General features: G+C 40.0%; 34 protein-coding genes. All 34 read left to right on the top strand.

What is annotated here, in order from left to right:
• Window positions 1-883 precede the first annotated feature (883 nt).
• A complete protein-coding gene (locus tag HMPREF1320_RS03195; protein ID WP_034553978.1) occupies window positions 884-4,060 on the top strand; it encodes a SusC/RagA family TonB-linked outer membrane protein in 3,177 nt (1,058 codons plus the stop codon).
• A gap of 12 nt (window positions 4,061-4,072) precedes the next feature.
• Complete coding sequence (locus HMPREF1320_RS03190) at window positions 4,073-6,064, top strand: RagB/SusD family nutrient uptake outer membrane protein (RefSeq protein WP_009417394.1); 1,992 nt, start codon at window positions 4,073-4,075, stop codon at window positions 6,062-6,064.
• 721 nt (window positions 6,065-6,785) lie between these two features.
• On the top strand, window positions 6,786-7,700 hold the full coding sequence (locus tag HMPREF1320_RS03185; protein ID WP_002675001.1) for an SPFH domain-containing protein: 915 nt from the start codon (window positions 6,786-6,788) through the stop codon (window positions 7,698-7,700).
• Between the two features lie 164 nt (window positions 7,701-7,864).
• Window positions 7,865-10,297 (top strand): phenylalanine--tRNA ligase subunit beta, encoded by a 2,433-nt coding sequence (pheT, locus tag HMPREF1320_RS03180; protein WP_009751555.1) that lies wholly within the window; start codon window positions 7,865-7,867, stop codon window positions 10,295-10,297.
• A gap of 413 nt (window positions 10,298-10,710) precedes the next feature.
• A complete protein-coding gene (gene rpsL / locus HMPREF1320_RS03175) occupies window positions 10,711-11,118 on the top strand; it encodes a 30S ribosomal protein S12 (protein ID WP_002675007.1) in 408 nt (135 codons plus the stop codon).
• Between the two features lie 32 nt (window positions 11,119-11,150).
• Window positions 11,151-11,627, top strand: coding sequence for a 30S ribosomal protein S7 (rpsG, locus tag HMPREF1320_RS03170; protein ID WP_002675008.1), 477 nt, complete (start codon window positions 11,151-11,153; stop codon window positions 11,625-11,627).
• Between the two features lie 8 nt (window positions 11,628-11,635).
• Window positions 11,636-13,756 carry an elongation factor G gene (gene fusA / locus HMPREF1320_RS03165; RefSeq protein WP_009751505.1) on the top strand — a complete coding sequence of 707 codons (2,121 nt, stop codon included), beginning with the start codon at window positions 11,636-11,638 and terminating at the stop codon, window positions 13,754-13,756.
• A gap of 12 nt (window positions 13,757-13,768) precedes the next feature.
• The gene (gene rpsJ / locus HMPREF1320_RS03160; protein WP_009417400.1) at window positions 13,769-14,080 is read left to right on the top strand and encodes a 30S ribosomal protein S10; all 312 of its coding nucleotides are present in this window, start codon (window positions 13,769-13,771) and stop codon (window positions 14,078-14,080) included.
• A 171-nt stretch (window positions 14,081-14,251) separates the two neighbouring features.
• A complete protein-coding gene (gene rplC, locus HMPREF1320_RS03155) occupies window positions 14,252-14,869 on the top strand; it encodes a 50S ribosomal protein L3 (protein ID WP_002675012.1) in 618 nt (205 codons plus the stop codon).
• The gene (rplD, locus tag HMPREF1320_RS03150) at window positions 14,869-15,498 is read left to right on the top strand and encodes a 50S ribosomal protein L4 (RefSeq protein ID WP_002675013.1); all 630 of its coding nucleotides are present in this window, start codon (window positions 14,869-14,871) and stop codon (window positions 15,496-15,498) included. Before rplC ends, rplD begins: the two co-directional genes overlap by 1 nt.
• 7 nt (window positions 15,499-15,505) lie before the next feature.
• The gene (rplW, locus tag HMPREF1320_RS03145) at window positions 15,506-15,793 is read left to right on the top strand and encodes a 50S ribosomal protein L23 (protein ID WP_009417396.1); all 288 of its coding nucleotides are present in this window, start codon (window positions 15,506-15,508) and stop codon (window positions 15,791-15,793) included.
• Between the two features lie 21 nt (window positions 15,794-15,814).
• Window positions 15,815-16,642, top strand: coding sequence for a 50S ribosomal protein L2 (gene rplB / locus HMPREF1320_RS03140; RefSeq protein WP_009751580.1), 828 nt, complete (start codon window positions 15,815-15,817; stop codon window positions 16,640-16,642).
• Between the two features lie 11 nt (window positions 16,643-16,653).
• The gene (rpsS, locus tag HMPREF1320_RS03135) at window positions 16,654-16,932 is read left to right on the top strand and encodes a 30S ribosomal protein S19 (RefSeq protein WP_002675018.1); all 279 of its coding nucleotides are present in this window, start codon (window positions 16,654-16,656) and stop codon (window positions 16,930-16,932) included.
• 8 nt (window positions 16,933-16,940) lie between these two features.
• Entirely contained in the window at window positions 16,941-17,351 is a 411-nt protein-coding gene (rplV, locus tag HMPREF1320_RS03130; RefSeq protein ID WP_002675020.1) for a 50S ribosomal protein L22, read from the top strand.
• Between the two features lie 8 nt (window positions 17,352-17,359).
• A complete protein-coding gene (rpsC, locus tag HMPREF1320_RS03125) occupies window positions 17,360-18,100 on the top strand; it encodes a 30S ribosomal protein S3 (protein ID WP_002679516.1) in 741 nt (246 codons plus the stop codon).
• Window positions 18,101-18,120: 20 nt separating this feature from the next.
• Entirely contained in the window at window positions 18,121-18,540 is a 420-nt protein-coding gene (gene rplP / locus HMPREF1320_RS03120; protein ID WP_002679503.1) for a 50S ribosomal protein L16, read from the top strand.
• Window positions 18,541-18,550: 10 nt separating this feature from the next.
• Window positions 18,551-18,742, top strand: a complete 192-nt coding sequence (gene rpmC, locus HMPREF1320_RS03115) for a 50S ribosomal protein L29 (RefSeq protein WP_002675028.1) — start codon at window positions 18,551-18,553, stop codon at window positions 18,740-18,742.
• 14 nt (window positions 18,743-18,756) lie between these two features.
• Entirely contained in the window at window positions 18,757-19,014 is a 258-nt protein-coding gene (gene rpsQ, locus HMPREF1320_RS03110; RefSeq protein ID WP_002675041.1) for a 30S ribosomal protein S17, read from the top strand.
• Window positions 19,015-19,016: 2 nt separating this feature from the next.
• Window positions 19,017-19,385: a 50S ribosomal protein L14 gene (gene rplN / locus HMPREF1320_RS03105; protein WP_002675043.1), complete on the top strand. Its 369-nt coding sequence runs from the start codon at window positions 19,017-19,019 to the stop codon at window positions 19,383-19,385.
• Between the two features lie 16 nt (window positions 19,386-19,401).
• A complete protein-coding gene (rplX, locus tag HMPREF1320_RS03100; protein ID WP_002675045.1) occupies window positions 19,402-19,716 on the top strand; it encodes a 50S ribosomal protein L24 in 315 nt (104 codons plus the stop codon).
• 1 nt (window position 19,717) lies between these two features.
• Complete coding sequence (gene rplE, locus HMPREF1320_RS03095; protein ID WP_009411644.1) at window positions 19,718-20,269, top strand: 50S ribosomal protein L5; 552 nt, start codon at window positions 19,718-19,720, stop codon at window positions 20,267-20,269.
• Window positions 20,270-20,273: 4 nt separating this feature from the next.
• A complete protein-coding gene (gene rpsN / locus HMPREF1320_RS03090; RefSeq protein WP_002675050.1) occupies window positions 20,274-20,543 on the top strand; it encodes a 30S ribosomal protein S14 in 270 nt (89 codons plus the stop codon).
• A gap of 20 nt (window positions 20,544-20,563) precedes the next feature.
• A complete protein-coding gene (rpsH, locus tag HMPREF1320_RS03085; protein WP_002675052.1) occupies window positions 20,564-20,962 on the top strand; it encodes a 30S ribosomal protein S8 in 399 nt (132 codons plus the stop codon).
• A 21-nt stretch (window positions 20,963-20,983) separates the two neighbouring features.
• Window positions 20,984-21,526 (top strand): 50S ribosomal protein L6, encoded by a 543-nt coding sequence (gene rplF / locus HMPREF1320_RS03080; protein WP_009751543.1) that lies wholly within the window; start codon window positions 20,984-20,986, stop codon window positions 21,524-21,526.
• An 11-nt stretch (window positions 21,527-21,537) separates the two neighbouring features.
• Entirely contained in the window at window positions 21,538-21,894 is a 357-nt protein-coding gene (rplR, locus tag HMPREF1320_RS03075; protein WP_002679484.1) for a 50S ribosomal protein L18, read from the top strand.
• A 5-nt stretch (window positions 21,895-21,899) separates the two neighbouring features.
• Window positions 21,900-22,424, top strand: a complete 525-nt coding sequence (rpsE, locus tag HMPREF1320_RS03070; RefSeq protein WP_002675058.1) for a 30S ribosomal protein S5 — start codon at window positions 21,900-21,902, stop codon at window positions 22,422-22,424.
• Between the two features lie 12 nt (window positions 22,425-22,436).
• Complete coding sequence (gene rpmD, locus HMPREF1320_RS03065; protein ID WP_002675060.1) at window positions 22,437-22,619, top strand: 50S ribosomal protein L30; 183 nt, start codon at window positions 22,437-22,439, stop codon at window positions 22,617-22,619.
• A 17-nt stretch (window positions 22,620-22,636) separates the two neighbouring features.
• Complete coding sequence (gene rplO, locus HMPREF1320_RS03060) at window positions 22,637-23,089, top strand: 50S ribosomal protein L15 (protein ID WP_009751575.1); 453 nt, start codon at window positions 22,637-22,639, stop codon at window positions 23,087-23,089.
• A 10-nt stretch (window positions 23,090-23,099) separates the two neighbouring features.
• The gene (gene secY / locus HMPREF1320_RS03055) at window positions 23,100-24,443 is read left to right on the top strand and encodes a preprotein translocase subunit SecY (protein ID WP_002675064.1); all 1,344 of its coding nucleotides are present in this window, start codon (window positions 23,100-23,102) and stop codon (window positions 24,441-24,443) included.
• A gap of 7 nt (window positions 24,444-24,450) precedes the next feature.
• The gene (gene infA / locus HMPREF1320_RS03050) at window positions 24,451-24,666 is read left to right on the top strand and encodes a translation initiation factor IF-1 (RefSeq protein WP_009751557.1); all 216 of its coding nucleotides are present in this window, start codon (window positions 24,451-24,453) and stop codon (window positions 24,664-24,666) included.
• A gap of 275 nt (window positions 24,667-24,941) precedes the next feature.
• Window positions 24,942-25,058 carry a type B 50S ribosomal protein L36 gene (ykgO, locus tag HMPREF1320_RS11025; RefSeq protein ID WP_002676536.1) on the top strand — a complete coding sequence of 39 codons (117 nt, stop codon included), beginning with the start codon at window positions 24,942-24,944 and terminating at the stop codon, window positions 25,056-25,058.
• A 2-nt stretch (window positions 25,059-25,060) separates the two neighbouring features.
• Window positions 25,061-25,435: a 30S ribosomal protein S13 gene (gene rpsM, locus HMPREF1320_RS03045; RefSeq protein WP_002675068.1), complete on the top strand. Its 375-nt coding sequence runs from the start codon at window positions 25,061-25,063 to the stop codon at window positions 25,433-25,435.
• A gap of 13 nt (window positions 25,436-25,448) precedes the next feature.
• The gene (gene rpsK, locus HMPREF1320_RS03040) at window positions 25,449-25,850 is read left to right on the top strand and encodes a 30S ribosomal protein S11 (protein ID WP_002679512.1); all 402 of its coding nucleotides are present in this window, start codon (window positions 25,449-25,451) and stop codon (window positions 25,848-25,850) included.
• 84 nt (window positions 25,851-25,934) lie between these two features.
• Window positions 25,935-26,540 (top strand): 30S ribosomal protein S4, encoded by a 606-nt coding sequence (gene rpsD, locus HMPREF1320_RS03035; RefSeq protein ID WP_009751554.1) that lies wholly within the window; start codon window positions 25,935-25,937, stop codon window positions 26,538-26,540.
• The last annotated feature ends 4 nt before the right edge of the window (window positions 26,541-26,544 follow it).

Raw genomic sequence — 26,544 nt, 5'->3', positions numbered from 1 at the left:
TAAATACAATTTCTTTCAAAAGTTTTTTTATAAACACCTATTCTACCACGTCTATCTTTTCGCTTCCCTAAGTCTCTCCGACAGCACCCACTTTTTTAACCTATCTCATAAAACTTTTTCACCGTCTCACCCTCGTCATTCTCCGTTCATTCCTCATTGCCCGTGCGACTGACACCTGCCTGTGTGGTTCACACTTTTCCTTCGCTACATTCCCCCTATTACCTCCGTCATTTGTCATTCGTTCCTCGTCACTACACTCCCTCTCCTTGGGAGAGGGACGGGGTGAGGATTCCCTTTCTTTCGCCTCGAAACCCTGTTTTTACCGTTTTTTGTTCCGCTGTATTATATTATGAGTCAATTACTTATGCACCCCTTCTATACCAATCGTCCAAGATTCGTATAAGCTTCCTATAAGCTCTCTATAAGCTAACCTCACCCTCCTAACACCCTTTTCTCATCAAAAACCCTCCCTCTCCTCTTCCGAACTTTTCCGTTTCCTTCCGATAGCTCAAATATGTCACTTTTAGGGGTATACACTTTGCCAAAGTTTTTGTCTGTGCGGCTCGCACCTTTGGCAAAGTTGAATAAACTGACAATATTTACTCATTTCCTCATTCTCTAATTCCCTCATTTTCTAATTTGCTAATTTTCCTCGCCCGTCGTGCTACGACCTCACACTTTCTTCCTTTTTCTTTTGAAAAGTATTAAAATTAATAATGATGCACTTTCTTTTATTTTCTCCTTATTTATTGTAATTCATATGATTATCCCCTCTATTTAACGAGATATATAAAATTATTTAAAAATATTAGCTATGATTATTTGGTAGATATAATAAATAGTGCTACTTTTACGCCGTAAATTTCATTTAATAGCCAAACTTATGAAAGAAAAGTATTTAACATTTGTTATGTTTGTGTTAGGTTGCTTTTTAACAACTCTTATGGCACAAACCATCTCAGTAAAAGGTAAAGTTACTGACGATAAAAAAACGCCTTTACCCGGAGTTTCCGTAGTGGTTAAAGGCTCTACGCACGGTACATCTACTGATTTTGACGGTAATTACCAAATCCAAGCCAAAGCAGGCGATGTGCTCGAGTTTAGCTTTGTAGGGTTTACTACCCAGACTAAAAAAGTTGTAGGGGGTGGCAATTCTTATACAGTTAATGTACAGCTAAAAGAAGATACCCAGCAACTCAGCGAAGTGGTAGTGGTGGGGTTTGGTACCCAAAAGAAAGTAAACCTTACGGGTTCTGTCAGTTCTGTCGACTCTAAAGCTATCGAAGCACGTCCCGTAGCTACCGTCACTGAGGCTTTGCAAGGTATTGTTCCGGGGCTGAACATCTCCACTTCCACCGCTGGAGGTCAGCTCGATGCTACCAAAAGCTTTAACATTCGTGGGGCAGGTACCATTGGCGATGGCTCTAATGCAAGCCCGTTAGTACTCATCGATGGTATGGAAGGCGATATGAATGCCCTCAACCCTAATGATATCGAGAATATTTCAGTGCTTAAAGATGCTGCGGCTGCTTCTATCTATGGTTCAAGAGCTCCGTTTGGGGTAATCCTCATAACTACTAAAAAAGGAAAATCTGGTAAAGTAATAGTAAACTATACTTCTAATTTGCGTGCTGATTCTCCTATCATTCGCCCTAAAATGGTCGATTCTTACTCTTGGGCTACTTATTTTAACGACGCCGATGTAGGCGGTACGCAATTCCAAGATTGGAAACTTCAACAAATAAAAGACTTTCAAGAAGGAAAGATTACCAAATCAATGTTCGAAAACTCTTCTGGTAAATGGGAAGCTTGGGACGCTCACGACTTGCTCCCTATTGCAAATACCAACTGGATTGAAGAACACTACAAGAAAGCTTATTATTCTTATGAACACAACCTCAGTGTAAGTGGCGGTAGTGATAAAAACCAGTATTACATCTCTGCTAACTACTTAAACCGCGATGGACTTTTCCGTTATGCCTCCGAAGACTTCGACCGCTATACCCTTACAGGTAAAATAAACGCTAAAATTAATGACAAACTCTCCATAGGCTATAGTTCTCGGTTAGTGCGCCAGAATTACGAAGCCCCTTCTTACCTTACCCACAATGCCGTATTCTTCCACGATATCATTCGTTATTGGCCTATTATCCCTCTCAAAGACCCAAATGGCAATTATACCCGTGAAAGTAAAGTACCATACCTGAAAGAAGGTGGTAAACAAAAATCTGAGAAGGATTGGTTGTATTCTCAACTCACTGCCAATTACAAAATCACTGATAAATGGGACGTGGTAGCTGAGTTTAACTACCGTATCTATACAGAGTTCAATCACACCGACCATCTTACTACTTACGCTAAAGATGTGAAAAATCAACCTTATATTGTAGATAACGAGACTTCTTCTATATATGAATATGCTAAGAAAGAAAACTTCTTAAACCCTAACGTATTCACAAATTATCACATCAATTTAGAAAGTGGTCATAACTTTAAGCTTATGGCGGGCTTTCAGTCGGAACTTCTAAAGAGTAGAGATTTATCAGGCGATAAAAAGAATGTGATTACCCCTTTAACTCCTACTCTAAATACCGCTTCTGGTAAAGAAGTAACCAAAGGAGGCTATAGCCATTGGGCTACCTTAGGTTTCTTTGGTCGTATCAACTACGATTATCAAGGTAAATATTTGTTAGAGGTAAATGGTCGTTATGATGGTACTTCTCGCTTCTTGTGCAATCAACGTTGGAGCTTCTTCCCTTCTTTCTCTGCCGGTTGGAACGTAGCTCAAGAAAACTTCTGGGAACCCTATCGCGATTATGTGAGCACCTTCAAGATTAGAGGCTCTTGGGGTGAATTGGGGAACCAAAATACCAAAAACTGGTATCCGCTTTATACTATAATCGATTACAAAACCAATGAAGGTAATTGGGTTTTAGGAGAATCTCGTCCTAATGTTGCTGGTATACCTGCACTTATCAGTACTACTTATGGGTGGGAAACTGTACGTTCTTGGAATGCAGGTCTCGATGTAACCGCCCTTAAAAATCGTTTAAACTTCACGTTCGATTACTTTGTCCGTGCCACTTACGGTATGATAGGACCTGCTCCCGAGCTACCTCAAACCCTTGGTGCAGCAGTCCCTAAAACTAACAACTCCGATATGGAAAGCCGTGGTTTTGAAGTAATGCTCAGCTGGAAAGATAAAATCGGTGAAGATTTTCGCTATGGTCTTACCTTTACCCTTGCCGACTCCCGTCAGAAAATCCTTAAATACCCTAACCCTTCTAAGAGTTTAGGTGACAAAAGAGATAATTGGTACGAGGGTCGTTATGATGGTGATATCTGGGGATACACCACCAAAGGAATCGCCAAAACACAAGCCGAAATGGACGCTCATTTAGCTAAGGTGAACCAAAGTCAGTTAGGAAGTAACTGGAGTGCGGGCGATATTATGTACGAAGACCTTAATGGCGACGGTAAAATATCTAACGGTAAAAACACTGTCGATGACTCTGGCGACCTTTCTATTATAGGTAACAAAACCCCTCGATATAACTATGGTATAACCCTCGATGCCTCTTACAAAAGGTTCGACTTCCGTCTCTTCTTGCAAGGGGTAGGCAAACGCGACTTTGCCACCAGTGGTTCTTACTTCTGGGGAGCAAGTGGCGGTAAGTGGCAAACCGTAGTCTTTAAGGAACATTTGGACTATTTCCGCAATGACCCTAATCACCCATTAGGACAAAATCTCGACTCTTACTATCCTCGTCCCGACTGGGATTCAGGTAGAAACCGCCATACACAAACCCGCTATTTGCAAAATGCTGCTTATCTAAGGGTGAAAAACATACAGCTCGGATATACACTCCCCCAAGAAGTAAGTGAGAAAATAGGCATTAGTAACTTACGTGTCTATATTTCAGGTGAAAATATCCTCACCTTTACCAAGCTCAGCAAACTTTACGACCCCGAAATGTTAGGTATCGGTTATGGCGACGAAGGTGCTAAAACTTATCCTATCTCAAAAACTTGGGCAATTGGTTTAAATATAACTCTTTAATTTTAGTAAACTATGAAAAGATATTTAAAATATATAGCTTTATCAGCAGGAGTATTGCTCACCTCTTGCGATAAGTTCTTAGATAGAGAGCCTTTGGATAAAGTAACCCCCGATAACTTCTTTAATACCGAAAGCGACTTACTCTCTTATGCGATCAAACTCTATCCCGATGTAAGTTTCTCTACTATTCCACCAGGACAATACGGGCTTTCCGTCTTCAAATCGGACGATGCAACCGATAACCAAGTTGCCCCAGCTGGTAATGCTCGATTCTTACCCGGTGAATGGCGTGTGCCTAGTACTAGTAAAGAATGGGATTTCGAGTCTATCAGAAAGTGCAACTACTTCTTTGAGAAAGTACTTCCTAAATACGAAGCCAATGAAATTAAAGGAAGCCCTGCTAATATTAAGCAGTGTATAGGAGAAGTCTATGCGCTCAGAGCACAAATCTATTTCGTAAGACTCCAAAACTTTGGCGACTTCCCCATCATTACTGAAGTGTTGCCCGACGAGAACGCTATCTTAACTGAGCAAAGTAAACGCCGTCCTCAAAATGAGGTCGCTCGCTTTATCCTTTCCGATTTAGACAAAGCCATCGCCCTGCTCAGCGAAAGTACCCCTAATGGCAAAAATCGCATCAATCTTAACGCTGCTTATCTCCTCAAGTCTCGTGTAGCACTCTACGAAGGTACTTGGCTTAAATACCACAAAGGTACTGCCCAGGTGCCAGGAGGAGCTGGCTGGCCTGGCGCTCAAGCAAGCTATTTGAGTGGCTTCAGTATCAACATCGACGATGAAATTAAGTTCTTCCTTACCGAAGCTAAAAACGCTGCTAAAGTAGTCGCCGATAAGATGGTAAATAACCTTACCCCTAACTCTGGCGTGCGTGTAGCTCGCGATGCTAGTATGGCTATTAAGAATCGCTATTTTATGATGTTTGCCGATGATAATATGGAATCTTATGACGAGGTTATCTTCTGGCGTAAATATTCTAGAACTGAACAAACGCATAATATCCAAATGGAATTAGCTCGTAACGGAGGTGGCTCTGGCTATACCAAAGGACTCGTAGACTCTTACCTAATGAAAAACGGCTTGCCCATCTATGCATCAGGATCAGGCTATTTAGGCGATGAGACTCTTTTCAATACAATAGAAAAACGCGACGACCGCTTGCGCCTCTTCACTAAGTTAGATAACGACACCTTGTATTACCACGAAGGGACTCCTGTAAAAGCCCGTGTACCCGAAATCCTTAATCCTGCCGAAACCCGTGCTACCACAGGCTATCGCGTGAAAAAAGGATTGAACTATTCTGAAGACGATGCTACAACCCACAACCGCGGTATCACAGGCTCTATTGTTTTTCGTGGTGCCGAAGCTTTACTCAACTATATGGAAGCTCAATATCTCCTCGATGGTACCCTCGATGGCTCTTCTCAAAGCTATTGGCGCGCTCTTAGAACACGTGCTAACGTAGATCCCGATTTCCAAAAAACCATCAATGCTACCGATATGGAGAAAGAAAAACTTGGCGACTGGGGAGCTTACTCCTCAGGAACTTTGGTGAATACAACACTTTACAATATCCGTCGCGAACGTCGTAACGAGTTTATTGCCGAGGGTATGCGTTGGGCTGACCTAAAACGTTGGCGCTCTATGGAACAGATTAAAAACACTCCTTATATTGTCGAAGGATTCAAAATTTGGGGAACTATGAAAGATTGGTATAAAAACCAAGATGGCTCTTCCAAATTAGTAGTAAGCGACACCGATAAAGGAAATGTAAACCCACAATCCAACAGCGTCTACTTGCGTCCTTATCAACGCAATAAAGTGAACAATCTTTATTACGATGGTTATAAGTGGAATGATGCTCATTATTTCGAGCCAATCCCTATGGACGCCTTCCGTCTTACTTCTCAAAATCAAGCCAATTTAGATGGTTCGGTAATCTATCAAAATCCAGGCTGGAGCAAAGTAGCCGGCGAAAGTCTAAAATAACATCTTTCATAACATAATTTTTATTGCTTAAATAGGAAAAGCTACCCCTAAAAGGTAGCTTTTTCTATTTTGTAGTTATTCGCCATAAATTTTTTCATCGCCCCACCTTTCGTCACTCATCATTCGTCTTCCGTCATTACTTCCCTTTTCCGTCATACTCCCCTCTAGTGCCTATGGCCTAAGGCCTAGTGCCCCTTCCTCTTTCTTTCGCCTCGAAACCCTGTTTTTACCATTTTTATACTCGTTGTATCATATTATGAATCAACTATTTATATACCTTTTCTATACCAATCGTCCAAGATTCGTATAAGCTTCCTATAAGCTCTCTATAAGCTAACCCCACCCTTCTTACAGCCTTTTTTCGTCAAAATCCCTCCCTCCTCTCTTCCGCTCTTTTCCGTTTCCTTCCGAACTCTCCAATCCCTCCTCTAACCTGTCCTACTCGTCTGAAAACTCCGACCCGTCCATTCCCTTTGCTGGTATTATTGGTATTTCTGGTATTATTGGCATTTACCTCATTTCCTATTTTTCTCATTCTCTCATTTCCTAATTTCCTAATTTTCTAATTCTCTCATTTTCTCATTCTCTCATTTTCTAATCCTCTAATTTCCTCATTTTCTTTAAATTATTTTAAACTCAAAATTCTGTTCTCATATTTCTTGCACAATTCAAAAAAAGAAAGTACATTTGTAGCCGTTAATAACCCATAAAATTTCACATTATGCCCTATTTATTTTACATTTTATTCTTTTTTGCATTAGTATTTTTGCTATCTACTTTCTTCACCGTGCGCCAACAAACCGCCGTGTCAGTAGAACGTTTTGGTAAATTCGAAAGCATTCGTCATTCGGGTTTACAAATGAAAATACCTATCATCGATAAAGTAGCCGCTCGCATCAGTCTCAAAATCCAACAGCTCGATGTCATTGTCGAAACTAAAACTTTGGACGATGTATTCGTCAAAATCAAAGTATCAGTACAGTTCGTGGTGATCAAAGAAAAAGTATACGATGCCATTTACAAGCTCGAATACCCACACGACCAGATTACCAGCTATGTATTCGACGTAGTCCGCGCCGAAGTCCCTAAGATGAAACTCGACGATGTATTCGTTAAGAAAGACGATATCGCCATTGCCGTAAAACGCGAAGTACAAGAATCAATGGAAACTTACGGTTACGACATCATCAAAACCTTAGTAACCGATATCGACCCCGATGCCCAAGTAAAAGCCGCAATGAACCGTATCAATGCTGCCGAACGCGAAAAAGTAGCGGCTCAATACGAAGGTGATGCACAACGCATTCTCATCGTCGAAAAAGCAAAAGCAGAAGCCGAAAGCAAACGTTTGCAAGGTCAAGGTATCGCCGACCAGCGTCGTGAAATTGCTCGCGGATTGGTAGAGAGTGTAGACGTATTGCATAAAGTAGGTATCAGCTCGCAAGAAGCTTCAGCGCTTATTGTGGTTACTCAACACTACGACACCTTGCAAGCCGTAGGTCAGCAAACCAATAGTAATCTTATCCTACTTCCTAACTCACCCGAAGCAGGTAGTGAGATGCTCAACAATATGATTACCTCCTTCACCGCTTCAGCTCAAGTAACCGAAACCTTGAAGAAGAAGAAAAACGACTAACTCACTGTTAAATAATTAGATTTTAAAAGCTATTCATTTTTTTTGAATAGCTTTTTTTTGTGGTTATTGCTAAAATTACTAATTTTGCACTCTGTAATAATTTTTTGCCGTATACACTCTGCCAAAGTGTAGTAACGCTTGATTGAAGATTGAAAAAAACAACTATGAAAATATCATATAACTGGTTAAAACAATATTTGAAGTTAGAAATGCCTGCTGAAGATACAGCGGTCATCCTTACTGATTTAGGCTTAGAAGTAGAAGGGATTGAACACTTCGAAAGCGTAAAAGGGGGACTCAAAGGGGTAGTGGTAGGTCACGTACTCGAATGCGAAAAACACCCTAACGCCGATAAACTTAAAATCACCAAAGTAGATGTAGGAGGCGAAGCTCCTTTGCAAATCGTTTGTGGAGCTCCTAACGTAGCACAAGGGCAGAAAGTACTTGTAGCTACCATTGGCACAGTACTCTACGACAAAGAAGGTAAGCCTTTCGAAATTAAGAAAGGTAAAATTCGTGGCGAAGAGAGTTACGGTATGATTTGTGCTGAAGACGAACTCGGCTTAGGCGAAAGTCACGATGGCATTATGGTGCTAGACGGCAAATGGGAAGTAGGTACCCCTGCCAGTAAGGTGTTTGAGGTAGAAACCGACGAAGTGTTCGAAATAGGATTGACTCCTAACCGCGCCGATGCAATGAGCCACTACGGTGTAGCACGCGACTTACGTGCAGGCTTGATGCAAAAAGGTATTTCATTAGAGCTCATCACTCCTTCTATTACAAAATTCCACGTCGATAACCGTTCACTTAAAATGGATATAGAGGTACAGAACAAAAAACTCGTACCTCGCTATACCGGTGTTACCATTAGTAATGTACGCGTAGACGAATCGCCTGAATGGTTGCAAAACAAACTCAAAGCCATAGGCATTACTCCTAAGAACAACGTAGTAGATGCTACAAACTACGTACTGCACGGAATGGGACAACCTATTCACGCTTTTGATGCCGACCATATTATTGGTCGCAAGGTGATTGTAAAGAATGCCGATGAAGGCACGAAGTTCAAAACCCTCGACGGAGTAGAACGCACCCTCAACGCTGAGGACATTATGATTTGTGATGCCGAAAAACCTCTCTGTATAGCAGGGGTATTAGGCGGTGAAAACTCAGGTATCACTCATTTTACTCGCAATGTATTTTTAGAAAGTGCTTATTTCGATGCTGTATCGGTGCGCAAAACAGCCAAACGTCACGGCATCAATACCGATGCTTCTTATCGCTTTGAGCGCGGTATTAATATAGAAGATTGTAAATACGCCCTAATGTATGCCGCAGTACTGATTGAAAATATTGCAGGAGGGGTTATATCATCCGATGTGATAGATTTTTATCCTAAAAAGCAAGAAGATTTTCAGGTGTTTCTTACTTTTGAGAAAATAGATAAACTTATTGGTCAGAAGATTTCACGCGATACGATTAAGGCTATCTTACACTCTTTAGATATCAAAGTAAATTCGTTTACCGAACGTGGGTTAGGCTTGTCAGTCCCTTCGTACCGCGTAGATGTACAGCGTGAAGCCGATGTAATAGAGGAAATCCTTCGTATCTATGGTTACAACAATGTCATTTTCTCTGAAAAGCTAAATGCTACAATGGCGTATTCTAACAAATACGACGACCATAACATACAAAATGTGGTAGCCGACCAGTTGGTAGCGAAAGGCTTCTTTGAGATAATGACCAACAGTCTTGTGTCAGAAAAAGAGATTACTACTTATGCCGAAAATCCAGAGCAAGCAGTAAAGCTCCTCAATCCTTTGAGTAGCGATTTGGGCTATATGCGTAAGAATCTAGTGTTTTCAGGCTTAGAAGTGATTGCTTATAATAACAACCGCAAACGCTCCGACTTGAAGTTGTTCGAGTTTGGCAAGAACTATCACTATATTGATGGTAATTATACTGAAAGCAAGCATTTGGTGTTATATCTCACAGGTAATACCCAACCTGAGTATTGGGGCGCTCCCGCTCAAAAAACCTCTTTCTTTGAGCTCAAAGGAGTAGTTGAATCTCTCTTCGAACGTCTCGGCTTGAAGGAAATCACTATTTTGCCTTTAGAAGCTAACGACACGTTGAGTAGTGAAGGGTTCCGTTGGCAAATAGGGGAGACCCTTTTAGGAACGATAGGAGTAGTAAAAAGCAAAGTGCTTAAAGATTTCGATATCAAACAAGAGGTGCTTGTAGCTGATTTGCATTGGGAAGTGATTTTAGAACAAGTGCAAGACCATAAAGTGGTATACAAGGAAATTGCTAAATACCCCGAAGTACGTCGTGATTTAGCTCTTTTGCTCGATGAGAAAGTAACCTTCGCCGACCTTTACGAAAAGGCATACGCTACCGAGAAAAACCTCTTAAAACACGTAAATCTTTTTGATGTATACCAAGGCGACAAACTGCCCGAAGGCAAGAAGAGCTATGCCCTCAGTTTTGTACTTCAAGACAACAATAAAACTCTTACCGATAAACAAATCGACAAAACGATGCAACACCTCCAAGACGCTTTTGAAAAACAATTAGGGGCTACATTAAGAGAGTAAAAAATAGAAATTAGAACAAAAATAAGACGGCGTTTTTACGTCGTCTTATTTTTTTATGCTCCTTAAATTAGTTCTCAAATTAAGACTATTGTTATAGAACAAAATTAGAATTATTTTGTGATATTTATAACAAATCACAACTTTTTCATAACTACTTATGTTACACTAATTTCTAAAACTAAATCTCATTAAAATATTGGTAATCAACGATAATATAGTGTCTATACCTCTTGTTTCTTACCTCCTATCTCTTATCTCTTATCTCTCATTTCTCACCTCTTATCTATCAGAGACTTTTGCAGTTTAAAAAAATAGTTGTACTTTTGCACCCGCTTTGGATAATTAAGTCCAAACCTCTAAGTCCTATGGACTGACAACAAGTAAATAAATAATTATATATAGTATTGTAAATTATGCCAACAATTTCACAATTAGTACGAAAAGGAAGAACCAGAATTACCAAGAAGAGTAAATCGGTTGCTTTGGATTCGTGCCCACAACGCCGAGGTGTATGTACACGTGTGTACACCACAACGCCTAAAAAGCCGAACTCAGCTATGCGTAAAGTAGCTCGTGTTCGCTTGACTAATGGCAATGAGGTGAACGCTTACATACCTGGTGAAGGTCACAACCTCCAAGAGCACTCGATAGTATTGGTACGAGGCGGAAGGGTAAAAGATTTACCAGGTGTTAGATACCACATTGTTCGTGGTGCTCTCGATACGGCTGGTGTAGCAGGTAGAACGCAACGCCGTTCTAAATACGGTGCGAAACGCCCTAAACCAGGACAAGCAGCTCCCGCCGACAAAAAGAAAAAGTAATTTAACACACAAAATCTTTTAACTGAAAAGAAATGAGAAAAAGACAGGCTAAAAAACGCCCCCTTTTACCAGACCCTAAGTTTAACGACCAATTGGTTACGCGTTTCGTGAATAACCTTATGTGGGACGGTAAAAAGTCAGTGGCTTTTAAAGTATTCTACGACGCAATTGATATCGTAGAACAAAAGAAGAATAACGACGAAAAGTCGGCATTAGATGTTTGGAAAGACGCTCTTAGCAATGTGATGCCTCACGTTGAGGTGCGTTCACGTCGCGTGGGTGGTGCTACCTTCCAAATCCCTATGCAAATCCGTCCAGACCGTAAAGTGTCTATGGCGATGAAATGGCTCATCGGTTTCGCTCGTAAACGCAATGAGAAATCAATGGCTCAGAAATTGGCTGCCGAAATTATCGCTGCCTCTAAAGAAGAAGGTGCTGCTGTGAAGAAAAAAATGGATACGCACCGTATGGCTGAAGCTAACAAAGCATTCTCACACTTTAGATTTTAATTAACACGATGAGTAGAGATTTAAAATATACAAGAAACATAGGTATTGCTGCGCATATTGATGCCGGTAAAACCACAACTACCGAGCGTATCCTTTTCTATACCGGTAAAACGCACAAAATTGGTGAAGTACACGATGGTGCTTCTACTATGGACTGGATGGAACAAGAGGCTGAACGCGGTATTACTATTACTTCAGCGGCTACTACCTGTAAATGGAACTTCCCTACCGAAAATGGTAAACCTACCGCCGATGCCAAAGAGTATCACTTCAACATTATCGATACCCCAGGCCACGTCGATTTTACCGTTGAGGTAAACCGTTCCTTACGTGTACTTGACGGCTTAGTATTCCTTTTTTCTGCCGTTGATGGCGTAGAACCTCAATCGGAAACTAACTGGCGCTTGGCTGATAACTACAAAGTTCCTCGTATTGGGTTCGTAAATAAAATGGACCGTCAAGGAGCTAATTTCCTCAACGTTTGCAACCAGGTGAGAGATATGCTCAAATCTAACGCGGTTCCTATCGTATTGCCTATCGGTGACGAAGCAGATTTCAAAGGTGTTGTAGATTTGATTAAAAACCGCGCCATCGTATGGCACGAAGAAAATTCAGGTTCTACTTTCGACGTAGTAGAAATTCCTGCCGATATGAAAGAGGATGTAGCCAAATATCGCGCTCAATTGATTGAAGAAGTAGCTGGTTACGACGAAGGTCTTCTCGAAAAATTTATGGAAGATGAAAATTCTATTACTGAAGACGAAATCCACAAAGCATTGCGCGCTGCAGTAATGGATATGGCTATCATTCCTATGGTATGCGGCTCATCATTCAAAAACAAAGGAGTACAGTTTATGCTTGATGCTGTTTGCCGCTACTTGCCTTCACCTCTTGACAAAGAAGCTATCGAGGGTACTAATCCTGAAACAGGTGAGCCTGCACTCCGCAAGCCAGCTGTTGATGCTCCTTTTGCAGCCTTGGCATTCAAAATTGCTACTGACCCTTACGTAGGTCGTTTGGCGTTCTTCCGCGCTTATTCTGGACACTTAGATGCGGGTTCTTACGTGTTGAACACTCGTTCAAACAACAAAGAGCGTATCTCTCGTATCTATCAGATGCACGCTAATAAACAAAATCCTATCGAATACATCGAAGCTGGTGATATAGGGGCTGCTGTAGGTTTTAAAGATATCAAAACAGGTGATACTCTTTGCGATGAAAAATACCCTATCGTTCTCGAAAGTATGGTATTCCCCGATCCAGTAATCGGTATCGCTGTAGAACCTAAAACAAAAGCCGACGTTGATAAATTAGGTATGGCTTTAGCTAAACTCGCTGAAGAAGACCCTACCTTCCAAGTAAAAACCGACCAAGCCTCTGGTCAAACTATCATCTCTGGTATGGGTGAGTTACACTTGGATATCATCGTAGACCGCCTCAAACGTGAGTTCAAAGTAGAAGTAAACCAAGGACAACCTCAAGTAGAGTACAAAGAGGCTATCACAGGTAAAGCTGATCACCGCGAAGTCTACAAAAAACAAACAGGGGGTCGTGGTAAATTTGCCGATATCGTATTCCGTATGGAACCAGCCGAAGAAGGCAAAGTAGGTCTCGAGTTTGTTAACGAAATCAAAGGTGGTAACATTCCTAAAGAATATATCCCATCTGTAGAAAAAGGTTTCAAAGAAGCAATGAAAAACGGACCTTTGGCAGGATTCGAAATGGATGCGATGAAGATTGTTCTTATCGATGGTTCTTTCCACCCTGTCGATTCAGATTCATTGTCATTCGAGTTGGCAGCCAAATTGGGTTACAAAGAAGCTGCTCGCGCTGCAAAAGCCGTATTGATGGAACCTATTATGAAATTGGAAGTTATTACTCCAGAAGAAAATATGGGTGATATCGTAGGAGACTTGAACCGCCGTCGTGGTCAAGTAAACAATATGGACGACCGTAACGGTGCTAAGGTAATCAAAGCATTTGTGCCAATGTCAGAAATGTTTGGCTACGTAACGTCATTGCGTACACTATCATCAGGACGTGCTACCTCTACTATGGAGTTCTCTCATTACGCAGAAACCCCATCAAACATAGCAGATGAAGTAATTAAAAACGCCAGAGGCAACTAAATTATTGATAAAATGAGTAATCAACAGAAAATAAGAATAAAGTTAAAATCTTACGACCATAACTTAGTAGACAAATCTGCTGAGAAAATCGTAAAAACAGTAAAAGCAACAGGTGCAGTAGTTACAGGACCTATTCCATTACCTACACACAAAAAAATCTTTACTGTGTTGCGCTCACCTCACGTAAATAAAAAAGCACGTGAACAGTTCCAATTGAGCTCTCATAAACGTCTTTTAGATATCTATAGCTCGTCATCAAAAACTATTGATGCTTTGATGAAATTGGAATTGCCAAGTGGTGTAGAAGTAGAAATTAAAGTTTGATAACTTTACTAAAATGTCCCGAAACTGTGGGTTAGGGAAAAACGGATAAAAATGATTCAGGGTTAAAAAGTCTCGGGCATTTTTTGACCCTGAAACATTATAATAATTGTCAATAATCAATTGTTAATTGTCAATTAAAAAGAACTAATAACTAATTTAATATTTAATTTTATGTCTGGGTTAATCGGAAAAAAAGTAGGAATGACCAGCATTTTTGATGAGAACGGTAAAAATATACCTTGTACCATCATCGAAGCAGGTCCTTGCGTAGTTACCCAAGTCAGAACCAAAGAGGTTGATGGCTATGATGCTCTTCAACTTGGTTTCGATGACAAAGCAGAAAAACGTGCTACCAAAGCAGAGCTTGGTCACTTCAAAAAAGCAGGTACTTCTGTAAAGAAAAAAGTTGTTGAATTCCAAGGTTTTGAAGACAATTACAAATTAGGTGATACTATCACCGTCGATTTCTTCACCGAAGGAGAGTTTGTGGATATCACAGGCGTTTCTAAAGGTAAAGGTTTCCAAGGGGTAGTGCGTCGCCACGGTTTTGGCGGAGTAGGTCAAACTACTCACGGTCAGCATAACCGCCTCAGAGCACCAGGTTCAGTAGGCGCTTCGTCTTATCCTTCACGCGTATTCAAAGGTATGCGTATGGCTGGACGTATGGGAGCTGAAAAGGTAACAGTACAAAACTTGAAAGTATTGAAAGTGGTTGCTGAGAAAAATCTTTTAGTTGTAAAAGGTTGTATTCCAGGTCACAAAAATGCTTACGTAACTATTCACAAATAATGGAAGTAGCAGTATTAAACATAAAAGGAAAAGAAACAGGTAGAAAGGTAACCCTTTCTGATGCTGTGTTCGGTATCGAGCCTAATAATCACGTAGTATACTTAGATGTTAAACGCTATTTAGCTAACAAACGTCAAGGTACTCACAAGGCTAAAGAAAGAAACGAAGTGGCTGGAAGTACTCGCAAAATCAAAAAACAAAAAGGTACTGGTACAGCTCGTGCAGGTAGCGTAAAATCTCCTGTATTTGTGGGTGGTGGACGCATATTCGGTCCTCGTCCTAAAGACTATACACAAAAACTTACTAAAAACGTAAAACGCTTGGCTCGCCGTTCTGCCCTCAGCGCTAAACTACAAAACCAAGCCCTCGTTGTAGTTGAAGATTTAAATTTCGACGCTCCAAAAACTAAAGATTTCACCGCAGTTGTAAAATCTTTGGGCTTAGAAAATAAAAAATCACTTTTTGTGTTGCCAAATACAAATAATAACGTATATTTGTCCTCTCGTAATGTACCTACTTCAAGTGTAGTAACTGCTTCAGAGTTAAACACTTATCAATTGGTAAACGCTTCAAATGTAGTACTTACTGAGAGCTCAGTAGCAGTTTTAGAGTCAATTTTAACAAAATAAGAAGAAAATGAGCGTATTAATCAAACCTGTAAATACAGAAAAAGCAAACGAAAATAGCGAGTTGAGAAACTGCTATACATTCGTAGTAGCTAAGGACGCTAACAAGATTCAAATCAAAAATGAAGTTGAAGCTACTTATGGCGTTAAAGTGAAATCCGTACGTACCCTTAACTACGGCCCTAAACGATCTACTCGTTATACAAAAACAGGCTTGCAAATTGCTAAAACCAACGCTGTGAAAAAAGCAGTAGTGCAAGTAGAAGATGGAACTATAGATTTTTATAGTAATATATAAGTATTTAACAAATAGACAAAAATGTCAGTTAGAAAATTAAAACCGATTACCCCTGGTCAGCGTTTTAGAGTAGTAAACGAATTCGACACCATTACTACTGATAAGCCGGAAAAGAGTTTGCTCCTTCCGTTGAAAAAGACCGGTGGTAGAAACAATCAAGGAAAAATGACCATGCGTTATATTGGTGGTGGTCATAAGAAAAAGTACCGTATCATCGACTTCAAACGAAACAAATTCGGCGTAGACGCCAAAGTAGTTTCTATCGAGTACGACCCTAACAGAACAGCGTTTATTGCTCTCGTTCAATACACCGACGGTGAAAAGCGTTACATCATCGCTCCCGCTGGTTTGAAAGTAGATCAAGTAATCGTTTCAGGTCAAGAAAACATCGCCCCTGAAATCGGTAACGCAATGCCGCTCTCTCAAATCCCTCTCGGTACTGTAATTTCTTGTATTGAATTGCGCCCTGGACAAGGAGCTAACATCGCTCGTTCTGCAGGAACTTTTGCTCAACTAATGGCAAAAGATGGTAAGTATGCTACTGTAAAGCTACCTTCAGGTGAAACCCGTATGATCCTCCTCACTTGCCTCGCAACCATAGGAGCCGTATCAAACTCTGATCACCAATTGGTACTTTCAGGTAAAGCAGGTCGCTCACGCTGGTTAGGACGCCGTCCTCGTACACGTGCTGTAGTTATGAACCCTGTCGATCACCCAATGGGTGGTGGTGAAGGTCGTGCTACCGGTGGTCACCCACGCTCACGTAAAGGAATACCAGCGAAAGGTTATAGAACTCGTTCTAAAACCAAAGCAAGTAATAAGTATATTGTAGAACGCAGAAAAAAATAAGAGACTAACAAATGGCACGTTCATTAAAAAAAGGACCTTACGTTCACTATAGCTTGGAAAAGAAAATCCAACAAAATATACAATCTGGTAAGAAAAACGTTATCAAAACTTGGTCACGCGCTTCTATGATTACACCAGACTTCGTTGGCCAAACTATTGCAGTTCACAACGGTCGTCAGTTTGTCCCTGTATATATCACTGAAAATATGGTGGGACATAAATTAGGAGAATTTTCACCTACTCGTTCCTTCCGTGGACACGCAGGTGCAAAAAATAAAGGTAAAAAATAATTAAGGCTATGGGAGTTAGAAAAAAATTAAGAGCAGACGAAATTAAAGAAGCTAAAAAAAGCTTGGCTTTCGCGAAGTTAAATAACTGCCCTACTTCTCCTCGAAAAATGCGCTTAGTAGCGGATCTAGTACGTGGACAGCAAGTAGACAAAGCCTTGGCTATTTTGAAATTCAACCAAAAAGAAGCAGCCGCTCGTTTAGAAAAATTGTTGCTTTCAGCTATCGCTAACTGGCAAGCTAAAAACGAGGACGCTAACTTGGAAGAAGCAGGAGTATTCATCAAAGAAATCCGCGTGGATGGTGGCGCTATCCTTAAACGCTTACGCCCAGCTCCACAAGGAAGAGCACACAGAATTAGAAAACGCTCTAACCACATAACTTTGGTGCTTGGAGCTAAAAATTTTAACACAGAAAGCTAAGATAAACTATGGGACAAAAGACAAATCCAATCGGAAATCGCCTAGGAATTATCAGAGGATGGGAGTCTAACTGGTATGGAGGCAATGATTACGGAGATAAACTCGCTGAAGATGATAAAATCAGAAAATATGTTCTCGCTCGTTTATCTAAAGCTAGTGTTGCTCACGTGATTATCGAACGTACTTTCAAACTTGTAACCGTTACTATCACCACCGCTCGTCCTGGTATTATTATCGGTAAAGGCGGTCAGGAGGTAGACAAGTTGAAAGAAGAACTTAAGAAAATCACTGGTAAAGACATCCAAATCAACATTTTTGAAATCAAACGCCCTGAGCTTGACGCAGCTCTCGTTGCAGCAAGCATCGCCCGCCAAATCGAAGGTCGTGTTTCTTACAAACGCGCTATCAAAATGGCTATCGCTTCAGCTATGCGTATGAACGCCGAAGGTATCAAGGTAATGATTTCAGGTCGTTTGAATGGAGCCGAAATGGCACGTTCCGAAAGCTTTAAAGAAGGTCGTATCCCTCTTTCAACCTTTAGAGCTGATATTGATTACGCTATTGACGAAGCTCACACTACATACGGTCGTATGGGAATCAAAGTGTGGATTATGAAAGGCGAAATCTATGGTAAAAGAGAACTCTCTCCACTTGTAGGTATGACTAAAAAAGCCACCGGTGGAAATTTCTCTGGTAAATCAACTGACAAGCCCGCGGGTGCACCCAAAAGAGCGCGTCGCAAAAAGTAATTTTTTAAAGAACAAGAAAGATGTTACAGCCAAAAAGAACGAAATATCGTAAACAACAAAAAGGCAGAATGAAAGGTGTAGCTCACCGCGGTGCGCTCCTTTCTAATGGTACTTTCGGAATTAAATCGTTAGATTCAGCATTCATCACTTCTCGCCAAATCGAGTCAGCTCGTGTAGCTGCTACCCGTTATATGAAACGTGAAGGTCAACTTTGGATCAAAATCTTCCCAGATAAACCTATTACCAAAAAGCCTTTGGAAGTACGTATGGGTAAAGGTAAAGGTGCCGTAGAATACTGGGCAGCCGTAGTAAAACCAGGAAGAATAATGTTTGAGGTAGGCGGTGTGCCGCTCGACGTAGCAAAAGAAGCGCTACGCCTCGCAGCTCAAAAGCTACCCGTGAAAACAAAATTCGTTGTAGCAAGAGATTATCAAAATTAATTAAAGAACAATGAAACAGTCTGAAATTAACAAATTGACAATAACTGAGCTACAAGAAAAGCTTGGTGAGTTTAAGAAATCGTATGCAGATTTGAAAATGGCACACGCAATTTCGTCATTGGAAAAACCAATTCAATTACGTAATGTAAGAAGAACTATTGCGAGATTGGCTTGTGAGCTAACTAAACGAGAATTACAATAATTCGAACCTGCCTTATGGAAAAAAGAAATTTAAGAAAAGAAAGAATAGGGGTTGTTACAAGCAACAAAATGGATAAATCTATCGTAGTTTCAGAAGTGAAACGTGTAAAACACCCTATGTATGGTAAGTTCGTGTTGCGCACTAAAAAATATGTTGCGCACGACGAAAAAAACGATTGCAACATTGGTGATACTGTGCGTATAATGGAAACACGCCCATTGAGCAAAACCAAATGTTGGAGATTAGTAGAAATCATTGAAAGAGCTAAGTAATTATGGTACAACAAGAATCAAGACTAAAAGTAGCCGATAATACTGGCGCTAAAGAAGTGCTAACAATCCGTGTACTCGGTGGTACTAAGCGCCGATACGCCTCTGTTGGCGATAAGATTGTAGTTACCGTCAAAGAAGCTACCCCTAACGGAAACGTAAAAAAAGGACAAGTTTCTACCGCGGTGGTAGTAAGAACTAAAAAAGAAGTACGCCGTGCCGATGGTTCTTATATCCGATTTGATGAAAACGCTTGCGTTCTCTTGAACGCAGCTGGTGAAATGAGAGGTACCCGTGTATTCGGTCCCGTAGCACGTGAACTTCGTGATAAACAATTTATGAAGATCGTTTCATTAGCACCAGAAGTGCTTTAATTTTTAACTAAAGTAAATGATGAAACTAAAAATTAAAACTGGAGATACCGTAAAAGTAATTGCTGGAGACGAAAAAGGTAAAGAAGGCAAAGTATTACGTGTAGATCGCGAGAAGAACAGAGCGATTATTGAGGGAGTTAACCTGGTGAAAAAGCACACCAAACCTAACGCTCAAAAACCTCAAGGTGGAATCGTAGAAAAAGAAGCATCTATTCACATTTCTAACCTCGCCCTCATCGACCCTAAAACGAAAAAAACTACTCGTGTAGGATTCGAAGTACGTGACGGTAAAAAAGTGCGAATTTCTAAAAAATCTAATGTAGTAATATAATATGGCTTACGTACCTAGATTAAAACAAGAATACAAAGAGCGCGTTATTGCGGCTCTAAAAGAAGAATTTGGCTATAAAAACGTAATGCAGGTTCCTAAACTTGAAAAAATAGTTGTGAGCCGCGGTGTTGGTTCAGCCGTAGCCGATAAAAAACAAATCGACTATGCTGTAGACGAACTTACCAAAATTACTGGTCAGAAAGCTGTTGCCACTTATTCTAAAAAGGACGTAGCTTCTTTCAAACTCCGTAAAGGTATGGCTATCGGTGCCAAAGTTACCCTTCGCGGCGAAAGAATGTATGAGTTCTTAGACCGTCTTATCACTACAGCTCTTCCTCGTGTAAGAGACTTTCAAGGCGTGAAAGCAAATGGCTTCGATGGTAGAGGTAACTACAACTTAGGCGTTACCGAACAAATCATATTCCCTGAGATCGACATCGATAAAATCAATAAGATTGCAGGTATGGATATTACCTTCGTTACTTCAGCTTACACTGATAAAGAAGCTAAATCATTATTAAGCGAATTAGGATTACCTTTTAAAAAGAACTAAGTATATGGCTAAAGAATCAATGAAAGCCCGCGAGGTGAAACGTCAAAAGTTAGTAGCTAAATATGCTGCTAAACGCAAAGCTCTAAAAGAAGCTGGTGATTATGAAGCACTTCAGCTAATCCCTAAAAATGCTTCTCCTGTCCGTCTGCATAACCGTTGCAAACTTACAGGACGCCCTAAAGGGTATATGCGCACTTTTGGAATTTCACGTGTGTTATTCCGCGAAATGGCAAACAAAGGATTAATTCCTGGTGTAAAAAAAGCAAGTTGGTAATAATTTAAAAGGACAAATTTATGTATACAGATCCTATCGCAGATTATTTAACAAGAATTAGAAATGCTAATAGCGCAGGTCATAGAGTTGTAGAAATCCCTGCATCTAAACTCAAAAAGGAAATTACTAAAATCCTTTTCGACCAAGGATTCATTCTTAGCTATAAATTTGATGACTCTACCGTTCAAGGTACTATCAAAATAGCTTTGAAATACGACAAAGTGACTAAAGAACCCGTTATTAGGCATATTGAAAGAGCCAGCCGTCCAGGTCTAAGAAAGTACGCTGGCGCTGATAACCTACCTCGAGTATTAAACGGATTGGGTATTGCTATCATCTCTACATCACAAGGCGTGATGACAGGTAAAAAAGCTAGAGAACTCAATATCGGTGGAGAGGTAATTTGTTACGTTTACTAATCAATAAAAAGACAATAAAGAATGTCAAGAATAGGTAAAGCACCCATCAATATTCCCGCAGGCGTTACCGTTACTATCAAAGATAACGTTGTAACCATAAAGGGGAAATTAGGCGAATTAACCCAAGAGGTTAAAGACATTGCTGTAAAGCAAGAAGATGGACATTTAGTGTTTGAAACTACAGATGCTACCAAAGACCAAAATGCTAAACACGGTTTATACCGTGCCTTAGTCCATAATATGGTCGTAGGTGTTTCTGAAGGATTCACTAAAGAATTAGAGTTAGTAGGGGTTGGATACCGTGCAGCTAACCAAGGACAAAAGTTAGATTTAGCCCTCGGTTTCTCTCACAACATCATTCTCGAATTGCCAAAAGAAATTAAACTCGAGACAATCAACGAGAAAGGTAAAAACCCTATCATTAAATTAACTTCTCACGACAAACAACTACTCGGTCAAGTAGCGGCTAAAATCCGTAGCTTCCGCAAACCTGAACCTTACAAAGGTAAAGGTGTGAAATTTGTAGGCGAAGAGTTGAGAAGAAAAGCAGGTAAATCAGCTTAATAGTTAGAACAATGGCATTATCAAGAATAGAAAGAAGACAACGTATTAAAAGCAGAATCAGAAAAGTAGTAAAAGGTACTGCTGAACAACCTCGTTTGGCTGTTTTCAGAAGTAATAACGAAATCTATGTACAAATCATAGATGATACTAAAGGAACTACTCTGTTGGCTGCATCTTCACGTGATAAAGAAATTAGTGCCGCCAAAGGTACTAAAACTGAAAAAGCAGCATTGGTCGGTAAAGCTATTGCTGAAAAAGCTTTAAAACAAGGTATCGAAAAAGTATCCTTCGATCGCGGGGGATATCTTTATCACGGACGTGTGAAATCATTAGCCGACGGTGCTAGAGAAGGCGGACTTAAATTCTAATAACTATGTATCAGAAATATAAAAATGTAGAATATGTAAAACCAAGTGGTTTGGAATTGAAAGACCGTTTGGTAGGAGTACAACGTGTTACTAAAGTAACTAAAGGTGGTCGCGCTTTCGGTTTCTCTGCTATCGTTGTAGTAGGCGACGAAAACGGCGTGGTTGGTCACGGCTTAGGAAAATCTAAAGAGGTTTCTGAAGCTATTGCTAAAGCAGTAGAAGACGCTAAGAAAAACTTAGTGCGTATCCCTCTTAACGGTACTACCTTGCCCCACGAACAAAAAGGAAAATACGGCGGAGCTCGTGTATTCTTACAACCAGCTACTGAGGGTACCGGAGTAATCGCAGGAGGTACAGTACGTGCCGTATTGGAATCAGTAGGTATCCATAACGTACTTTCTAAATCACAAGGTTCTTCTAATCCTCACAACGTGGTAAAAGCTACTTTCGATGCTTTATTGCAGTTGCGCAGCGCTAAAACTGTTGCTGCTCAACGTGGCATCTCTTTAGAAAAATTGTTTAAAGGTTAATTTTTTATAGCAATGGCAAAACTTAGAGTAACACAAATTAAAAGTAGCATCAAACGTCCAAAAGACCAAAAACTTACTCTTGAGGCTTTAGGACTTACCAAAATCGGTAGAACCGTGGAACACGAAGCTACACCAAGTATCCTTGGTATGATCAATAAGGTAAAACACTTAATTTCTGTAGAAGAAGTTAAATAATATTTTTATACAAAGTTATGAACTTGAGTAATTTACAACCCGCACAGGGTTCAATTCACAGAGAAGGGAAGCGCGTAGGTCGCGGTCAAGGTTCCGGTAAAGGTGGAACCGCTACCCGTGGTCACAAAGGAGCTAAATCTCGTTCAGGCTTTTCTAATAAGATTGGCTTCGAAGGTGGACAAATGCCCCTCCAAAGACGCGTACCAAAATTCGGTTTTAAAAACTTTAACCGTAAGGAATACGTAGGTATCAACTTGGGTAGACTACAAGAACTCGTTGATAATGGTAAAATTACTGATAAAGTAGACCTTGAAATCTTAGTTCAACTAAACCTCATTAAAAAAACTGACTTGGTGAAAATATTAGGTGGTGGAGAACTAAAATCTAAGCTAAAAATATCTGTTCATAAGTTTACAGCAAGTGCTAAAGCTGCTATCGAAGCAGCTGGTGGTGAAGCTGTAACCTTGTAATATTTAATTTATGAAGAAGTTTATCGAGAACCTGACCAACATTTGGAAAATTGAAGAGTTAAAAAATAGAATTATTTTAACTCTCGGAATTTTGTTAGTTTATCGCTTTGGAGCTCACATCGTCCTCCCTGGTATCGACTCCGCTCAACTCCACGAGTTAGCAACGAAAACCTCAGGTGGCGGATTGCTCGACATCCTTAATGCTTTTACAGGGGGCGCTTTCTCTAATGCCTCAGTATTCGCGCTCGGGATTATGCCCTACATCTCGGCTTCTATCGTAGTACAGTTGATGGGAATCGCTATTCCTTATCTCCAAAAACTACAAAAAGAAGGTGAAAGCGGGCGAAGAAAGATAAACCAAATCACTCGATGGCTTACTATTGCAATATGTATTGTACAAGCACCTGTATACTTATACGGTATCAATAGATTAGGAGTCCCTGATTCTGCTTTCCTTTTAGGTAAGGGACTCAATTTTATTGTTCCAGCAGTGCTTATCTTAGTAACAGGAACTATTTTTGCAATGTGGTTAGGTGAAAAAATCACCGATAAAGGAATAGGTAACGGTATCTCCCTCCTCATTATGGTAGGTATCATCGCCCGCTTGCCTCGCGCATTCTTGTCTGAAACAGCCTCTCGCCTTACTGGTAATGGAGGACCTCTATTGATTCTTATCGAAATAATTCTTTGGTTTGTAATCATTTTGCTTTGTATTTATCTAATCAAAGCAGTACGTCAAATCCCAGTACAGTATGCACGCAGAACAGCTGATGGTGGAACTACTAACGAGAGAAACATCTTCGGAGCTCGCCAATACATTCCTTTAAAAATTAACGCTGCAGGGGTAATGCCTATCATCTTCGCTCAAGCTTTGATGTTTATCCCAGCCACTGTAGCCGGACTATCACAGTCAGAATTTGCAAAAAGTGTTCAAGCAGCCTTCTCAAACGTCTTCGGATTTTGGTACAACCTGCTATTTGCAGCTATGATTATACTCTTCACGTATTTCTATACTGCAATTACAGTGCCTACAAACAAAATGGCCGATGACCTAAAACGCAGTGGAGGTTTCATACCAGGTATACGCCCAGGTAAAGAAACAGGCGACTATTTAGATAAAATTATGTCGCTCATCACTCTCCCAGGTTCTATATTTATAGCCTTGGTAGCAATATTCCCTTCTCTGCTTAAAATCATCGGAATGCAAGACCAATGGGCATTGTTCTACGGTGGTACCTCACTACTCATCTTAGTAGGGGTTGCAATTGATACTATGCAACAAGTAAATTCATATCTGCTCAATCGCCATTATGATGGTTTGATGAAAACAGGTAAAAACAGAAAAGTATCTTAATTAATATATGGCTAAACAGGCAGCAATTGAGCAAGACGGAATCATTGTAGAAGCTTTGTCTAACGCAATGTTCAGAGTTGAATTGGATAACGGTCACGTAGTGATTGCCCATATCTCAGGAAAAATGCGTATGCACTACATCAAGCTTCTTCCTGGTGATAAAGTAAAACTCGAAATGAGTCCTTACGACCTAAGTAAAGCTCGTATCACTTACCGTTATTAGTTAATTAAGAGAATTCTTCCAATATTTTGGTTGTTAATTTCTCACAGATATTTTTCTATTTTAGTAATATCTGTGAGAAATTATAATCATAAAAAAGAATTTTTTATTTGTAGTATTTTTAGTATAAAGCATTTGTATTCAGTATCTTGAATATGGTTTTTTATGCTTAAAAATGAGTGAGTGGAATGTATAATTGCATATTTGTGAGCTAAAAATGTGGCTATTACAAAAAAAAATTGTAGTTTTGCGCACTCTATTGATATAAACAAAACGAAATGAAAGTTAGAGCATCAATTAAAAAAAGAAGTTCAGAGTGCATCATTGTGCGCAGAAAAGGACGATTGTACGTAATTAACAAGAAAAATCCTAAATTTAAACAACGACAAGGATAATTATGGCACGAATTGCAGGTATTGACTTACCAAAAAACAAAAGAGGGGTTATTGGTTTAACCTACATTTTTGGTATTGGAAAAAGTAGAGCTAAAGAAATCTTAAGTAGAGCTCAAGTAAACGAAGACACAAAAGTAAGCGAATGGAATGATGACGAAATCACTCGTATTCGCGAAGTGGTTGCGTCTTATAAAATTGAAGGAGAATTGCGCTCCGAAATCCAATTGAATATCAAACGTTTGATGGATATCGGTTGTTATCGCGGTATCCGCCATCGTAACGGATTGCCTTTGCGCGGACAAAAAACTAAAAACAATTCTCGTACAAGAAAAGGTAAAAGAAAAACTGTTGCGAATAAGAAGAAAGCAACTAAATAATAAGTAGTAGAGTATGGCAAAACAAAATGCAAAGAATGCAAAAGTCTCTAAGAAGAGAAAAGTAGTGGTTGAGTCAGTAGGCGAAGCACACGTTTCAGCTACTTTTAACAATGTTATTATTTCTCTTACCAACAAAAAAGGAGACGTAATTGCGTGGTCATCAGCAGGAAAAATGGGCTTCAGAGGGTCTAAAAAGAACACTCCTTACGCTGCCCAAGTAGCCGCAGAAGATGCAGCTAAAGTAGCTTTTGACGCAGGTCTTAAAAAAGTAAAAGTATACGTGAAAGGACCGGGTAACGGTAGAGAATCTGCTATCCGTACTATTCATAATGCAGGTATAGAAGTAACTGAAATTATCGACGTTACTCCACTACCTCACAACGGATGTCGCCCTCCTAAAAAACGTAGAGTCTAATTTCAATACTAACAAGTAAGAAAGGTGAGTTGTTATCGAAGGAATGCCTTAATTCATAACTACCTTTCATTTAAATAATTTAAAATGGCAAGATATACAGGACCAAAAACAAAAATAGCTCGTAAATTTGGTGAAGCTATCTTCGGAGATGATAAATCTTTTGAAAGAAAAAACTATCCTCCCGGACAACACGGTTTGGCACGCCGTAGAGCAAAACGCTCTGAATATGCTATCCAGCTACAAGAAAAACAAAAAGCTAAATATACTTATGGTATTTTAGAAAAACAATTCCATAATCTATATGAAAAAGCAAAAAGAAGTAAAAGTATTACCGGTGAGGTGCTTCTTCAACTTTGCGAATCTCGTTTAGACAATGTAGTATACCGTATGGGCATTGCTCCTACTCGTAGTGCAGCCCGTCAATTGGTATCTCACCGTCACATCACTGTAAACGGAAATATTGTAAACATTCCGTCTTACTCTCTTAAACCAGGTGATGTAGTAGGTGTTCGCGAAAAATCAAAATCTTTAAGTGTGATCGAAAATTCATTGGCTGCTCACAGCACCGTATACGAATGGATCACTTGGAATCCTGAAAAAATGGAAGGTACTTTCGTAGCAGTACCTCAACGTATTCAGATTCCTGAAAATATTAAAGAACAGTTAATCGTAGAGTTGTACTCTAAATAATAAT

Origin of the sequence: Capnocytophaga sp. oral taxon 335 str. F0486 (assembly GCF_000277665.1) — a bacterium.
In the GTDB taxonomy this organism is placed as follows: Bacteria; Bacteroidota; Bacteroidia; order Flavobacteriales; family Flavobacteriaceae; genus Capnocytophaga; species Capnocytophaga ochracea.
This window is presented reverse-complemented; position numbering and strand designations above follow the sequence as displayed.

Bases quoted from the DNA above. Each gene is read 5' to 3' on its own strand.
- HMPREF1320_RS03195 (WP_034553978.1), top strand. From the start codon at position 884: ATGAAAGAAAAGTATTTAACATTTGTTATGTTTGTGTTAGGTTGCTTT.
- HMPREF1320_RS03190 (WP_009417394.1), top strand. From the start codon at position 4,073: ATGAAAAGATATTTAAAATATATAGCTTTATCAGCAGGAGTATTGCTC.
- HMPREF1320_RS03185 (WP_002675001.1), top strand. From the start codon at position 6,786: ATGCCCTATTTATTTTACATTTTATTCTTTTTTGCATTAGTATTTTTG.
- pheT (WP_009751555.1), top strand. From the start codon at position 7,865: ATGAAAATATCATATAACTGGTTAAAACAATATTTGAAGTTAGAAATG.
- rpsL (WP_002675007.1), top strand. From the start codon at position 10,711: ATGCCAACAATTTCACAATTAGTACGAAAAGGAAGAACCAGAATTACC.
- rpsG (WP_002675008.1), top strand. From the start codon at position 11,151: ATGAGAAAAAGACAGGCTAAAAAACGCCCCCTTTTACCAGACCCTAAG.
- fusA (WP_009751505.1), top strand. From the start codon at position 11,636: ATGAGTAGAGATTTAAAATATACAAGAAACATAGGTATTGCTGCGCAT.
- rpsJ (WP_009417400.1), top strand. From the start codon at position 13,769: ATGAGTAATCAACAGAAAATAAGAATAAAGTTAAAATCTTACGACCAT.
- rplC (WP_002675012.1), top strand. From the start codon at position 14,252: ATGTCTGGGTTAATCGGAAAAAAAGTAGGAATGACCAGCATTTTTGAT.
- rplD (WP_002675013.1), top strand. From the start codon at position 14,869: ATGGAAGTAGCAGTATTAAACATAAAAGGAAAAGAAACAGGTAGAAAG.
- rplW (WP_009417396.1), top strand. From the start codon at position 15,506: ATGAGCGTATTAATCAAACCTGTAAATACAGAAAAAGCAAACGAAAAT.
- rplB (WP_009751580.1), top strand. From the start codon at position 15,815: ATGTCAGTTAGAAAATTAAAACCGATTACCCCTGGTCAGCGTTTTAGA.
- rpsS (WP_002675018.1), top strand. From the start codon at position 16,654: ATGGCACGTTCATTAAAAAAAGGACCTTACGTTCACTATAGCTTGGAA.
- rplV (WP_002675020.1), top strand. From the start codon at position 16,941: ATGGGAGTTAGAAAAAAATTAAGAGCAGACGAAATTAAAGAAGCTAAA.
- rpsC (WP_002679516.1), top strand. From the start codon at position 17,360: ATGGGACAAAAGACAAATCCAATCGGAAATCGCCTAGGAATTATCAGA.
- rplP (WP_002679503.1), top strand. From the start codon at position 18,121: ATGTTACAGCCAAAAAGAACGAAATATCGTAAACAACAAAAAGGCAGA.
- rpmC (WP_002675028.1), top strand. From the start codon at position 18,551: ATGAAACAGTCTGAAATTAACAAATTGACAATAACTGAGCTACAAGAA.
- rpsQ (WP_002675041.1), top strand. From the start codon at position 18,757: ATGGAAAAAAGAAATTTAAGAAAAGAAAGAATAGGGGTTGTTACAAGC.
- rplN (WP_002675043.1), top strand. From the start codon at position 19,017: ATGGTACAACAAGAATCAAGACTAAAAGTAGCCGATAATACTGGCGCT.
- rplX (WP_002675045.1), top strand. From the start codon at position 19,402: ATGATGAAACTAAAAATTAAAACTGGAGATACCGTAAAAGTAATTGCT.
- rplE (WP_009411644.1), top strand. From the start codon at position 19,718: ATGGCTTACGTACCTAGATTAAAACAAGAATACAAAGAGCGCGTTATT.
- rpsN (WP_002675050.1), top strand. From the start codon at position 20,274: ATGGCTAAAGAATCAATGAAAGCCCGCGAGGTGAAACGTCAAAAGTTA.
- rpsH (WP_002675052.1), top strand. From the start codon at position 20,564: ATGTATACAGATCCTATCGCAGATTATTTAACAAGAATTAGAAATGCT.
- rplF (WP_009751543.1), top strand. From the start codon at position 20,984: ATGTCAAGAATAGGTAAAGCACCCATCAATATTCCCGCAGGCGTTACC.
- rplR (WP_002679484.1), top strand. From the start codon at position 21,538: ATGGCATTATCAAGAATAGAAAGAAGACAACGTATTAAAAGCAGAATC.
- rpsE (WP_002675058.1), top strand. From the start codon at position 21,900: ATGTATCAGAAATATAAAAATGTAGAATATGTAAAACCAAGTGGTTTG.
- rpmD (WP_002675060.1), top strand. From the start codon at position 22,437: ATGGCAAAACTTAGAGTAACACAAATTAAAAGTAGCATCAAACGTCCA.
- rplO (WP_009751575.1), top strand. From the start codon at position 22,637: ATGAACTTGAGTAATTTACAACCCGCACAGGGTTCAATTCACAGAGAA.
- secY (WP_002675064.1), top strand. From the start codon at position 23,100: ATGAAGAAGTTTATCGAGAACCTGACCAACATTTGGAAAATTGAAGAG.
- infA (WP_009751557.1), top strand. From the start codon at position 24,451: ATGGCTAAACAGGCAGCAATTGAGCAAGACGGAATCATTGTAGAAGCT.
- ykgO (WP_002676536.1), top strand. From the start codon at position 24,942: ATGAAAGTTAGAGCATCAATTAAAAAAAGAAGTTCAGAGTGCATCATT.
- rpsM (WP_002675068.1), top strand. From the start codon at position 25,061: ATGGCACGAATTGCAGGTATTGACTTACCAAAAAACAAAAGAGGGGTT.
- rpsK (WP_002679512.1), top strand. From the start codon at position 25,449: ATGGCAAAACAAAATGCAAAGAATGCAAAAGTCTCTAAGAAGAGAAAA.
- rpsD (WP_009751554.1), top strand. From the start codon at position 25,935: ATGGCAAGATATACAGGACCAAAAACAAAAATAGCTCGTAAATTTGGT.